The organism is Candidatus Mycobacterium wuenschmannii, assembly GCF_030252325.1.
GTDB classification, from domain to species: Bacteria; Actinomycetota; Actinomycetes; order Mycobacteriales; family Mycobacteriaceae; genus Mycobacterium; species Mycobacterium wuenschmannii.
The window spans coordinates 4,949,147-4,962,131 of the sequence record NZ_CP126981.1 but is presented as its reverse complement, the minus strand read 5'-3'; the positions used below and the strand labels follow the sequence as shown (position 1 = coordinate 4,962,131).

Sequence of the window (12,985 nt, the reverse complement as noted above, 5' to 3'; positions counted from 1 at the left end):
GACCTGTTGCGAGTTCTTCACAATCGCTCACGCCGCTGCTAGCGCCAACACAGCCGTCACTCGTGCACCCGCCGCATGCAGCACCCGGACCGACTCGCGGGCCGTCGCCCCCGTCGTGACGATGTCGTCGACCAGCAACAGGTCGGCGCCAGGCGGCAGGCGGCGGCGCGTCAGCACGACCCGGCCGGCGATATTGCGTTCGCGCGCCGCGCTGTTGAGCCCCGCCGAGTCGCGCGCCAGCGCCTTCATCCGCAATGCGCGGACCACGTCGATGCCGGGGTGCGCCGCGGTGGCCAGGGTGGCGATCCGGGCGACCGGGTCTCCCCCGCGCCGGCGTGCCGACCAACCACGGGTCGGCGCCGCAACGATCGTCAACGGCGTGTCGAGCAGACCCCAGCGCAGCAGCCGGTCGATGCCGAGCGCCAGCGAACGGGCCAGCGGTGCCTGCAGATCGCTGCGCCCGCGGTCCTTCATCGCGACGATCGCGCGCCGCCTGGCGCCGGCGTAGCGGCCCAGCGCGAACACTGGAACCTGTGGGTCGATTCGCGGGGTGATCACCCGCGGCGCGTCGGGACCGGGCGCCCACTCGTCGGCGCAGGCCGCACACCACCGGGTCGACGGCGCGCCGCAGCCGCCGCATTCCAAGGGGAGGATGAGGTCGAGCATGGTTGCAGTGTGGCGGCGGGGTATGACACGGAGGCGAGTATGCGCGCGGACAGAAGGGGTCATTCATGGCTCTGCGGGAAATCGAAAGTCAACATAGCGCACAGCGGAATTCTTGGTTGCGACCGTAACCAGTTCGGCAAAACCTTAAAACACCGGCGTCAATCGACTGTGGTTTGCAGATCTAAGCCCAAATCCTGCAAGCTTGCACGCACTTCAACCGGGTCCGAAGGGCTATACACGTCGACATTTGGCTGGGCTAGTGAGCCGATACGCAAGCCAACTATTTGGCCCGACCGCAGACGTAGGATGAGGATCCGTAATTCTTGGCCGCCCCATTCATAATGGGCGAAGCTACGATAAAGACGACCCTGAACATCTACCGGCCGCGCTGGTATCTGGCCGATTTTCGGCGCTGCCGCTATCGCGCGCCATTCCTCAACCGGCAGTGCCTTAAATGCCGGCTCCGGCCAAGGTCGGCGTTCGTCGAGCACGACCAGCAGGCGCGTAAGCAAATCATGTACAGCGCCTTCGTCTTGGCTATCGTCGAGCCGAATATCCTCGCCAGACTTCAGCGCATCGACCGCCGCTTTGTAGTAGCTCTCGACGGGATCCCTGAAGTAGCGCTGTCGGATCAGTTCATCAGCGAGACGATTGAGTAAATCATCATCGATCGGCGACTGAAGTTCAGTCCCATAAACTATCTGGTTTGTATATCCCCGCCACGGCGATGCTGACTGCCTGGATGACACAGTCCTAGAACCCACTTTCGAAGATTATTCCGCCGATGTCTATTCCCTGCTCGCTGAGCATATCGCGGACCTGTGATAGCTGTTCCTCTGTCGGCAGGTAGTGGCCGCTTTTTCGGGTGATCAAAGTCGCAACGCCGTCGATCACCTCAATCTCTCCCGCTCCCGCCACTGGAGCGCCACCTAGGAAGCTTGAATGGTGAAGTCGGCCCACATCTTGTTCGAGCGACGCGTAGATGTTGCCATGCTCGTCCATGACGAACATGGCTCGCCCATCTCCAGACCAGTGGGTTGCAGCGTTTCGCGTATCGAATGGCATTCCGTCAGATACGCCGTATAGCAAACCATTCCGCGCGAAAAGACGACTCTCTTCTAGTTCGCTGGGCGTCATGTAATGCACCGTCTTTGGCGCGAAAAACCGACCCGGGTTGGTTGGATCGTCTTCGCCTTTGTACTGGTCGAGCAACTCCCCCGTATCTAGTGGTTCATCTCGATAAAGAGGCTCCGGGATCTCGTCGCCCGACCCGTCGGGGCTTAGCGGGTCGCCCTCCCCGGGATGGTGATCGTGATCTTCTGAATGAAGGTGTCCGCCATCGTGGTCACGCCTCGCCCCACCCGACGGATCACCGCCGCTGGCAGGGCCAACGCCATCGGCGCCGTGCGGACCGCCCTCTGTGGGCACAGAGTGCGGTGCGCCCGCACCATGCTCCGCGGGCGACCCGCTGAGGTCGTGGGGTGCACCCGCGGGCGCATACTCGGCGGGCGCTGCAGCAGAACCAGCCAGCGCCGGCTCATGAATGCCGGGCTCGGCCGGCTTCGCGGCACCGGGTTCGGCCGGTTTCACTGGCGACCCAGGCTCTCCCGACTTCGCAGCGCCGCTGAGGTCGGACGGCCTGCCTGGCGCGGGATCGGCCGGCTTCACAGCACCCGGATCGACGGGCTTTACAGCACCGGGCTCCGCCGGGGTGGCCTTGATGCCGTCCAGATCGTGCGCGATCCGCGAACTTTGGCCGACCACATCGGATTTCAAGCCACCGCCGAGCAGCCCCTCCGCCGCCTTCCCGTCGGCTTTGGCCGCTTGCGCGGCCTCGTCGGCAGCCCGGGCGCCTTCCGCGCCAGCCTTGGCCTCACCGGCACCCGGAATGAGGAACTGCAGCCCGGTTCCGACGTTGTCGCCGAGCCCCCGCATCGGATGGTCGCTGGTCCAGTCCTTGGCGTCGACAAGGCCCTTGACCGCGTCGAGGTTGTGCTCGAACGTGCCTTTTGGATCGGCCACCCAGCGAGCGATCTGGTACTCGGGATTGGCCTGCTTCAGCAGGTCGAGAAGCTGCTGGGGGTGGGTGGCCAAATCGCCCAAGCTGCCCACAGTTTCGAAGACACTCTTCCCGAGACCCTCCACGATGTCGACATCGGAGTTGTAGAAGTCGGCGACTGCATTGCCAACCCGATCACCCAGAAAATGGGTGAACTCCTTGCGCGTCCAGTTCTCGAAATCCGTTGTCAAAGTGTCTAGTTCACCCATCGCCGCCTTGAACAACGCCGAGCTGCCGTCCGCCTCGCGGCTGAGGGTATGCAAGATCTGTTTGATGTCGTCAGCGATCTTCTTGATGTCGTCCAACGGATTATGGCCGCTGAAGATGCTGCCCAGTTCCTCCAGGATTCCCGACAGGCTCAATCGGTGCAGTAGGTCGCGGATCGCCTGCTGCGACGCCTCCACCTCGCCGGCGAAGGAGTCCAGCGACGATGCAATCGACTCGCATTGTTTGCCCAAACCACCTACGCCGGAACTCAACTGCGTGACGGCGTTGATGATGCCGGCCAATTCGGGTATGTCGTGTCCGCTCAGTTCCGCCGAACAGCCGCTGATGGCACCCTTCACTCCCGTGACGGCAGCGCCGAAGGTCCGCCACGCGCCCGCCGCGTCACGCAGGGTCTCGGGGTTGCCATCCGGCCAGGGGCTGCCCACGAACTCAGCCACCACCGCCCACAGCAGCGGCTCGCCCACCGCAGGGCCGAAGGGATTGGGCATTTTCGGACCTGAGAACTTGGACGGCTGACCGGGCGGTTGAACCGAAGGTTCGCCACCGCCGATCGTCGACGCCGCCTCGCTGTGGGCGTAGTTCGACGCAGACACTTCTATCCCATATCCGACGTTGTGGCACGCGTTCACGGCCGCCTCTGCCGCCACAAAGACCCCTTGGCCGCCTTGGCGATAACTCAGCGCGAAAGCTTTGCCTGCCGGGTCGTTGCCGCACATCTGACCCGACGACGACAAGGCCGACTCGAGTGCCCGCACGGCGGATGCCAAAGCGTCGGTCTTGGAGTCGAGGCTTCTGCCGGCGCCGGCAAGGCGCGGCGGATCGACGTCGAGCCTAACCACCCCACGTCACCCGCACATCCGACACAGAAAAACCGTAGCCAAAGATTCCGGGCCGACAAGTCACCCAATGTGCCGCCGGGCTGACTCAGCCGGGCATCACCGGCATCGCCCCGCCGGCCATGAACGGCGGCACATCCAGCCAGCCCGACAGGCCCTCGGCACCCGAGATCGACAGCTGCATCACCCCGCGCGGGTCGGCGACGTAGACCGTTGACGGGTTGGCGGCGATCACCCCGACCGGCTGCTGCAAGTTCCCGCTGGGCGCATCGGAGTTGACGCCGTCGATGTTGACATAGGACACCGGGTGCTCGGCGTCGTTGCGGCTGACCGCGATGTCCTCGTCGGTGCGCCAGGCCAGCGACACCACCGACGAACCCAGCCCGAAGCCGAGCCGCCGCGGGTAGGTCAGCGCGAACTGGCCGCCCTGGGTCTGTTCGACGCTGGCGCAGATCACCTGACCGTTGATCACCATCGCCGCGCGGGTGCCGTCGCGGGACAGCTGCAACTCGGCGATCACGCCCGGGAATCGGCTCGACACCCCGGCCGAGTCGACCGGCAGCCGCGCGGGCTGTCCCGACGCGGTCTCCTGGATGGCCCGCAGCACGGTGTTGCCGTCGGCGACCACCCACACCGCGTCGTCCAGCGACCAAGTCGGCCGCGAAAGGGTATGTCCGTCAGCGGCTTCCGCGGCCTCACCGCCGAGGTCACCGATCCACAGCGACGACGCCATGTCCGGCGCGCCTGGCCGCTGCACCACCACCGAGGCCGCCTGATGCCCGTTGCGCGACAACGCCGCCGACGCCTGGTCGGTGGCCCGGCCGAACGCGCCTGGCACCGGGTCGGAGTGCTGACCCTCGAGCGCGACGATCCGCCCGCCGATCAGCGCGTGCACGCCGGCGGCCGCACCCTCGGCAACGCCCGGGTCGGTCGCGGCGACGTCGGTGGTGTTCCAGCCGTCGGCGAACCGCTCGTCGAGCGAGGCGCCGTCAGCCTTGATCACGTACGGGCCCTTGATGTCGGCGCGCGCCAACGTCCAAATGATCTGCGCGGCAACCAATTGCCTGCTGCGCGGGTCGGCGACGGTCATCAGTTCCAGGTCGATGCGGGCACCGCCGTAGCCGCGGCCGATGCCGCTCTTGCCGCCGTCGGCGCGGGTCACCGGGCCGCGCAGCCGCACCGGCGGGTTGAGCATGTTGTGCACGCTTCTGGCCATCTCCGGACGTGGGCCGGCGATCAGCTTGGACACCAATTCCGTTGCCAGCTGGTCACGGTCGGACACCGCGACGTAGCGCGGGTCCGGCACCATCGTCTTGCCGGTCGGGTCGGAGAAGTACAGCGTGTTGCGTTTGTAGGTGGCCTGGAACTGCTGCCAGTCCAGAAAGACCCCGTTGGGCAGCTTGTCGATGCGCCAACCGCCCGGCGTCTTGACGAGTTCGATCGGGCCGGGGTCGGGCAGTTGGCCCTCGGCGGTCTCGAACACCCCCATGTCCGAAAGCGATCCCAAAGTCTCGGCGCGCATCGTGACCGAAACCCGTTCGGCGCTATGGGTTTCGACGAACACCACATGGTCGATCAGCAGCGCACTACCGGCGTCGTCCCACCCGTTGGAGGCCGACTGGGTGAGGAACTGCCGGGCGGCCAGGTGCCGGTTGGCGGGATCGGCGGTGGCCTTGAGGAATTCGCGGAGCAGCACGTCGGGATCCATGCCGGGGGTCGGCTTGGGCAGGTTCGCCGGCGCGGGCCGGTCGACGGTGCCGATGGCTTGCGGCGCCGACCCATTCGGCACGCCCGCACAGCCCGAGAGCACCACCGCGAGCGAGCACAGCAGCGCGGCGATAACTCGCATCAAACGCCCCTCTCGGCGTGCTCGCGTTGCCGCGCCGGGCGCTCTTTGCGGTCCGGCGCAACGGGTTTCATCGGCAGCGGACTGGTGGTGACCTTGTGGCCGCGCACCAGCGGCAGCGTCAGCCGGAAGCAGGCGCCGTTGCCCGGTTCTCCCCAGGCCTCCAGCCGGCCCTGGTGCAGACGGGCGTCCTCGACGCTGATCGCCAAGCCCAGACCGGTTCCGCCGGAGCGGCGCACCCGCGACGGGTCCGAGCGCCAGAATCGGCTGAACACCAGCTTCTCCTCGCCCGGCCGCAATCCGACGCCGTAGTCGCGGACGGTAACCGCGACGGTGTCCTCGTCGTAGCCCATCCGGATCCGCACCGGCTTGTGCTCGGCGTGATCGATCGCGTTGGCGATCAGGTTGCGCAGAATGCGCTCGACGCGGCGCGGATCGACCTCGGCGATGACGTCTTCCTCCGGCATGTCGACGATCATCTGCACGCCGGCGTCCTCGGCCAGGTGACCGACGTTGCCCAGCGCGCTGTTCACCGTCGTCCGCAAATCGACTGCCTCGACCGACAATTCGGCGACACCGGCGTCGTGGCGGGAGATTTCCAGCAGGTCGGACAGCAGCGACTCGAACCGGTCCAGTTCGTTGACCATCAGCTCGGTGGACCGCTGCAGCGCCGGCTCGAGGTCCTCCATGTGGTCGTGGATCAGGTCGGCGGCCATCCGCACGGTGGTCAACGGCGTCCGCAGCTCATGGCTGACGTCAGAAGTGAAGCGGCGCTGCAGGTTTCCGAACTCCTCCAGCTGGGCGATCTGCCGCGACAGGCTTTCGGCCATGTCGTTGAACGACACCGCGAGCCGGGCCATGTCGTCCTCGCCGCGGATCGGAATCCGTTCGGAGAGATGGCCGTCGGCGAATCGCTCGGCGGTCCGGGCCGCCGCCCGCACCGGGACCACCACCTGCCGCGTCACCATCCACGCGATGCCGGCCAGCAGCACCATCAGCACCACACCGCCGGTGGCCATGGTGCCGCGGACGAGCGCGATCGTGCTCTGCTCGTTGCCGAGCGGGAAGACCAGGTACAGCTCGAGGTTGTTCACCCGTGACGTCGTCGGCGTGCCGATCACCAACGCCGGCCCCGAGAAACCGTCGGTGTGCACGCTCGCGTATTGGTAGGCGACCTGCCCGGCCTTGACGAAATCCCTGAGTGAGTCCGGCAATTGGTCGACCGGCCCGGCCGAGGCGGCGGGCCGCGGACCCTGGCCCGGCACCATCAGCACGGCGTCGAACGCGCCGGCCAGCCCGGCCCCGGAGGTCGGATCGGTCTTCGACGTCAGCGTGTTACGGGCCAGCTGCAGGCTGCTGTCCAGCGAGCGCGCCTCTTCCCCGCTGACGATTCCGCTGACCGTGCTGCGGGCCCGCTCGATCTGCTCGGTGGCGGCGCGCAGCTTGACGTCGAGGACGCGGTTGGTGACCTGGCTGGTCAGCACGAAGCCCAGCGCCAGGATCACGGTGAGCGACATGCCCAGAGTCAAGGCGAGAACCCGCAGTTGCAGCGAACGACGCCAGGCGACGCCGAAGGCCCGACTCAGCGTGCCCATGCCTCGCATGACCGGGCCGGAACGGCCCGAACGACCACGAAACCGTGGCCTCGATCCCCAAATCAACGACGCCGCTCCCGGTTGTTGCGGCCTCGATCAGTGTCGCCGCTCCTCCGTCCCGCGCCGCTCATGCGGCGCACGGCACGTCGACGGCGGGGGATCACGGAGGTCCGGCCTTGTAACCCACTCCTCGAACGGTCAGTACAACGGTCGGGTTCTCCGGGTCTTTCTCGACCTTCGCCCGCAGACGCTGGACGTGCACGTTCACCAAACGGGTGTCCGCGGGGTGGCGGTAGCCCCACACCTGTTCGAGCAGCACATCACGAGTAAACACCTGGCGCGGTTTGCGCGCCAACGCCACCAGCAGGTCGAACTCCAGTGGCGTCAGCGAGATCTGTTCGCCGTTGCGGGTCACCTTGTGGGCGGGCACGTCGATGTCGACGTCGGCGATCGACAGCATCTCGGCCGGCTCGTCTTCGTTGCGCCGCAACCGCGCCCGCACGCGGGCGACCAGTTCCTTGGGCTTGAACGGCTTCATGATGTAGTCGTCGGCACCCGACTCCAGCCCAAGCACCACGTCGACGGTGTCGGTCTTGGCCGTGAGCATCACGATCGGGACCCCGGAGTCGGCGCGCAGCACGCGGCACACGTCGATGCCGTTCATGCCCGGCAGCATCAAGTCCAGCAACACCAGGTCGGGCCGCAGTTCGCGCACGGCGGTCAGCGCCTGGGTGCCATCACCAATGACTGCGGTGTCGAATCCTTCTCCCCGCAGCACGATGGTCAGCATCTCGGCCAGCGACGCGTCGTCGTCAACCACGAGAATCCTTTGCCTCATGGGGACCATGGTGTCACCAGATCTTGATAAAACCCGGCTACCACACGCGTGTTTCGTGCACCTTTTACCACAGGAGTCTCAGACGCGGGTGGCAACTAGGGCATTAACTGCCCCGCCAACCCCTGCGGATCGACCGTTTCGTCGACCACCAGCCAGCGTCCGCCCCAGCCCGCCGCGGCTAGACCGGCGTACACCGCGCCGGTGCGCTGCTGCAATCCGGCATCGCGTTCGTAGGCGTCGCGCTCCCGGCTGGCGTCGACGCTGGCCCGGTGCCGGGCCCGCTGGTCGGCCAGTTCGGCCGAGACCCCGAGATACACCTGCCAGTCCGGCGCGGGCAGCCCCAACCGGCCGTACTCGATGTCGTGCACCCAGCCGACCGCATCGCCGTCGGCCGGTTGGTGCAGGCGCGCCGCGCTGTAGGCGGCGTTCGATGCCACGTAGCGGTCGAGGAGCACGACGTCGTGGCCGTCGCGCAGCGCCGCGATCTCGGGGCGGGCATCGGCACGGTCCAACGCGAACAGCATCGCCATCGCATACACCGACGACGCCAGGTCGCCGTGTCGGCCGTGCAGCGCCTCGGCTGCCACGTCAGCGGTTACCGATCGGCCGTAGCGCGGAAAGGCCAGCGACGCCACGGATTTCCCGGTGGCCTCGAAGGTGTTGCGCAGCCCGTCGGTGAGCGTCCGCTTGCCGGCGCCGTCGACGCCCTCGATAGCAATCAGCACGGCGCGAGCCTATCTGCGCCGTGCTGATTGGTGGGCTCGAGTGCCCTGCTCGGCGGGCACTCGGCACCGAACGCCCGGCTGGCCGGGCGGTCGGCACCTGACTCAGTAGCGGTAGTGGTCCGGCTTGTACGGGCCGTCGACGTCGACGCCGATGTACTCGGCCTGATCCTTGGTGAGCTTGGTCAGCTCGCCGCCGAGCGCCTCGACGTGGATCTTGGCGACCTTTTCGTCCAGGTGCTTGGGCAGCCGGTAGACCTCGTTGTCGTACTCGTCGTTCTTGGTCCACAGCTCGATCTGGGCGATGACCTGGTTGGAGAAGCTGTTGCTCATCACGAACGACGGGTGGCCCGTCGCGTTACCCAGGTTCAGCAGCCGGCCCTCGGACAGCAGGATGATCGACTTGCCGGTGTCACCGAACGTCCACAGGTCGACCTGCGGGCGGATGTTGGTCTTCGTCGCACCCGACTTCTCCAGGCGCGCGACCTGGATCTCGTTGTCGAAGTGGCCGATGTTGCCCAGGATCGCCTTGTCCTTCATCGCCTTAATGTGCTCCAAGGTGATGATGTCCTTGTTACCGGTGGTCGTGATGATGATGTCAGCCTCGCCGATGATGTCCTCGACCCGCTTGACGTCGAAGCCCTCCATCAGCGCCTGCAGGGCGTTGATGGGGTCGATCTCGGTCACGGTCACGCGCGCGCCCTGGCCGGCCAGCGACTCCGCCGAACCCTTGCCCACGTCGCCGTAGCCACAGATCAGGGCCTTCTTGCCGCCGATCAGCACGTCGGTGCCGCGGTTGATGCCGTCGATCAGCGAGTGCCGGCAGCCGTACTTGTTGTCGAACTTCGACTTGGTCACCGAGTCGTTGACGTTGATGGCCGGGAACGACAGCTCACCGGCGGCGGCGAACTGGTAGAGCCGCAGGACGCCGGTGGTGGTCTCCTCCGAGACACCCTTGATGGACGCGGCGATCTTGGTCCACTTGTCCTTGTCGGTCTCGAACCGCTTGCGCAGCAGGCTCAGGAAGACGCGGTGCTCGTCCGAGTCGTCGTCCTCGTCGGGCGGAACCACGCCGGCCTTCTCGTACTGCGCGCCGCGCAGCACCAGCATGGTGGCGTCGCCACCGTCGTCGAGGATCATGTTGGCCGGCTCATTGGGCCAGGTCAGGATCTGCTCGGCAGCCCACCAGTACTCCTCGAGGGTCTCGCCCTTCCACGCGAACACCGGCACACCCTGCGGCTTCTCCGGGGTGCCATGCGGGCCGACGACCACCGCGGCGGCCGCGTGGTCCTGGGTGGAGAAGATGTTGCAGCTCGCCCAGCGAACTTCAGCACCGAGGCTGGTCAGAGTCTCGATCAGCACCGCGGTCTGCACGGTCATGTGCAGCGATCCCGAGATGCGGGCGCCCTTGAGCGGCTGGACGTCGTGGTACTCACGACGCAGCGACATCAGGCCGGGCATTTCCTGTTCGGAGAGCTCGATGTCGCGGCGGCCGTAGTCGGCCAGCGACAGGTCGGCCACCTTGAAGTCGAGCCCGTTCACCACGTCGGGCTTCAGTTCGGTCGTCATCTACTACCAATTCCTCCGGTCAACTAATTAGCTTGGGTACATATTAATCGCGACGCGTTCTTGGCCACGATCTGAGGTCAGTCGGAGGTCTAGCCTATTCGCTGGCTTCGCCGCCCTCGCCGGTGGTCCCCGGCTGGTAGTCCTCGCGGAGCTCACCGTAGCGTTCGGCCGCCGGCGTCATCAGTCGTGCCAGGTCAGCTGCCACGTCATGGTCGGCCTCCGGCGGCATCGACACATAGCTCAATGCCAGCCGCACGATGGCGCGCGCGATCATGCCGGCGTCTTCCTCGCTGGCACTCACCCAGCTGTGCATGAACGACGACGTCAGCCGCGCCGAGCAGTGCGTGATGATCGGCCCGCTGTCGGTGGTGATGATCTGCAGCAGATCGGGCTTCGCGACGCCGGTGAGCAGCGAGATCACCAGCGGGTCGGCCGCCGAGTCCGCGAAGAAGGCCCGGAAACCCTGCAGGAAGGCTTCGTAGACGTTGCCGACGTTGGCGTAGATGGCGTCCTCGACCGCGCCGGCGAGCCGGTCGGCCAGCCGCATCGCGTAGCCCTGGGCCAGGCCCTGCCGCGAGCCGAACTCGTTGTAGATGGTCTGCCGGCTGACGCCCGCGGCGCGGGCCACGTCGGCCAGCGTGATCGCCGACCAGTCGCGGCTGGCGAGAAGTTCGCGCATCGCGTCGAGCACCGAGTCGCGCAGCAGGGCCCGCGACGCCTCGGCGTACGGGACCCTTCGCATATGCGCGACCCTAACGCCTGGACCGCCGCGACTATGTATCGCGGCGGTCGGCGTCGGCATGCCGAATGGGCTCACGGGCGGGCGACTTCCACCATCTCGAAGTCCGACTTCGCGGCACCGCAGTCGGGGCAGCTCCAGTCCTCGGGGATGTCGTCCCAGCGGGTGCCCGGGGCGATGCCGTCTTCCGGCCAGCCCTTGGCCTCGTCGTATTCGAAGCCGCACTGCACGCAGACGAAGAGTTTGTAGGCGTCCATGTCGTTGGTCCTCTCTTGCGGGTACTAGATCGGTTGAAAGTCGGGCTTTTCCACTACGGCGCAGTCCGGGCAACCCCAGTCTTCGGGTAGCTCCTCCCAGCGGGTACCCGCCGGAAACCCTTCCCGCTCAGCGCCTTTCGTTTCGTCGTAGACGTAGTCGCAGCCGATGCAACGGTACGCGGCCATCAGGCCGCGGCGCCGTAGCGGGCCAGCACCTTGTTGCGCAGTCGCGGCTGGATGTTCATCCGGGTGACGTCGCCGTCGTAGTGCTCGATGACCCGGTGGTCCATCAGCTTGCGCCACAGCGGCGGAAAGTAGGTCACGCCGATCAGCGCCGCGTAACCGCTGGGCAGGTTCGGCGACCCGTCCATGCTGCGCAGGGTCTGGTAACGACGGGTCGGGTTGGCGTGGTGATCGCTGTGCCGCTGCAGGTGGTAGAGGAACAGGTTCGTGACGATGTGGTCGGAGTTCCAGCTGTGCTCGGGCGTGCAGCGCTCGTAGCGGCCGTTGTCCTTCTTGGCCCGCAGCAGGCCGTAGTGCTCGAGGTAGTTGACCGACTCCAGCAGGCTGAACCCAAAGATGGCCTGCACGATCAGGAACGGGATCAAGGCGGGCCCGAACGCCACGAGCAGCGCGGCCCACAGCACCACCGTCATCAGCCACGCGTTGACGACGTCGTTGGACAGGTACGTCTTGGGGTTCCACGGGTTGCCGCCCTGCCGGCGGATCCGCTGGGCCTCCAGGTGCAACGACGACTTGGCGCTGCCAATCACGCTGCGCGGCAAGAACTCCCAGAACGTCTCACCGAAGCGGGCCGAGGCGGGGTCTTCCGGCGTGGCGACGCGGACGTGGTGGCCGCGGTTGTGCTCGATGTAGAAGTGGCCGTAGCCGGTCTGGGCGAGCGTGATCTTGGACAGCCACCGCTCCAGCGTCTCCTTCTTGTGCCCCATCTCGTGGGCGGTGTTGATGCCGACGCCGCCCAGCGTCCCGACCGACAACGCGAGACCGACCTTGGCCGGCCAGCTGAGCGACCCCTCGAAGCCCAGCCAGCTCAGGTTCGATGCGGTGAACAGGTACGCGCCGAGCACCAGGCTGATGTATTGGAACGGGATGAAGGCGTAGGTGCAGTACCGGTAGTACTTGTCGTTCTCCAGGTACTGCATGGCCTCGTCGGGCGGGTTCTGACCGTCGGCACCGAACCGGAGGTCCAGAGCCGGCAGGACGACGTAGAGCAGGATCGGGCCGATCCAGAACCACACCTGCGAGGCGGTCTGCCAACCGGCCTGGTTCATCGCCCAGACGATCGGCAGGATCGCGATCAGCAGCGTCGGGACGATGAGCCCCATCAGCCACATGTAGCGCTTTCGGTCCTGCCAGACGTTCGGGCCAAGTGCCCCTGCTGCCGCGGTCATATCGCCAACCTCCTTGTGAGCCATAACACCTTGAGGTTGGACATTAGCGCTTTCTGCGTCCCCTGTCTAGACACGAAGGCATAGTTTGTAAAGCAATTGGCCGCAGCACTCTACTGACGTGCGTCGATAGCGAGGAAAAAGAGCGGAAAAGTTGCCGCTAGACCGCGGCGACGGCAGGCGCGACAGTTCGCCGAACGTGCATCCAGTGCGATAAATCG

General features: G+C 66.3%; 12 protein-coding genes. All 12 read right to left on the bottom strand.

Translation table 11 applies throughout. From position 1 onward, the window contains the following. Nucleotides 1-27 precede the first annotated feature (27 nt). Nucleotides 28-666, bottom strand: coding sequence for a ComF family protein (locus PT015_RS23935; RefSeq protein WP_285187751.1), 639 nt, complete (start codon nt 664-666; stop codon nt 28-30). 158 nt (nt 667-824) lie between these two features. Continuing rightward, on the bottom strand, nt 825-1,415 hold the full coding sequence (locus tag PT015_RS23930; RefSeq protein ID WP_285187749.1) for a hypothetical protein: 591 nt from the start codon (nt 1,413-1,415) through the stop codon (nt 825-827). A gap of 4 nt (nt 1,416-1,419) precedes the next feature. Beyond that, the gene (locus PT015_RS23925; protein WP_285187747.1) at nt 1,420-3,792 is read right to left on the bottom strand and encodes a WXG100-like domain-containing protein; all 2,373 of its coding nucleotides are present in this window, start codon (nt 3,790-3,792) and stop codon (nt 1,420-1,422) included. Between the two features lie 85 nt (nt 3,793-3,877). Next, nucleotides 3,878-5,638, bottom strand: coding sequence for an MtrAB system accessory lipoprotein LpqB (gene lpqB / locus PT015_RS23920; protein ID WP_285187745.1), 1,761 nt, complete (start codon nt 5,636-5,638; stop codon nt 3,878-3,880). Then, the gene (mtrB, locus tag PT015_RS23915) at nt 5,638-7,296 is read right to left on the bottom strand and encodes an MtrAB system histidine kinase MtrB (RefSeq protein WP_285187744.1); all 1,659 of its coding nucleotides are present in this window, start codon (nt 7,294-7,296) and stop codon (nt 5,638-5,640) included. Before mtrB ends, lpqB begins: the two co-directional genes overlap by 1 nt. Before the next feature lie 94 nt (nt 7,297-7,390). After that, nucleotides 7,391-8,077, bottom strand: coding sequence for a two-component system response regulator MtrA (gene mtrA, locus PT015_RS23910; RefSeq protein WP_285187743.1), 687 nt, complete (start codon nt 8,075-8,077; stop codon nt 7,391-7,393). Nucleotides 8,078-8,163: 86 nt separating this feature from the next. Beyond that, complete coding sequence (locus tag PT015_RS23905; RefSeq protein ID WP_285187742.1) at nt 8,164-8,793, bottom strand: dTMP kinase; 630 nt, start codon at nt 8,791-8,793, stop codon at nt 8,164-8,166. A gap of 102 nt (nt 8,794-8,895) precedes the next feature. Next, a complete protein-coding gene (ahcY, locus tag PT015_RS23900) occupies nt 8,896-10,359 on the bottom strand; it encodes an adenosylhomocysteinase (RefSeq protein ID WP_285187741.1) in 1,464 nt (487 codons plus the stop codon). A 94-nt stretch (nt 10,360-10,453) separates the two neighbouring features. Further along, nucleotides 10,454-11,161, bottom strand: coding sequence for a TetR family transcriptional regulator (locus PT015_RS23895; RefSeq protein ID WP_285191258.1), 708 nt, complete (start codon nt 11,159-11,161; stop codon nt 10,454-10,456). A gap of 11 nt (nt 11,162-11,172) precedes the next feature. Next, a complete protein-coding gene (locus PT015_RS23890) occupies nt 11,173-11,355 on the bottom strand; it encodes a rubredoxin (RefSeq protein ID WP_285187740.1) in 183 nt (60 codons plus the stop codon). A gap of 24 nt (nt 11,356-11,379) precedes the next feature. Beyond that, nucleotides 11,380-11,541, bottom strand: coding sequence for a rubredoxin (locus PT015_RS23885; RefSeq protein WP_285187739.1), 162 nt, complete (start codon nt 11,539-11,541; stop codon nt 11,380-11,382). After that, on the bottom strand, nt 11,541-12,767 hold the full coding sequence (locus PT015_RS23880; protein ID WP_285187738.1) for an alkane 1-monooxygenase: 1,227 nt from the start codon (nt 12,765-12,767) through the stop codon (nt 11,541-11,543). Before PT015_RS23880 ends, PT015_RS23885 begins: the two co-directional genes overlap by 1 nt. Nucleotides 12,768-12,985: the final 218 nt, after the last annotated feature.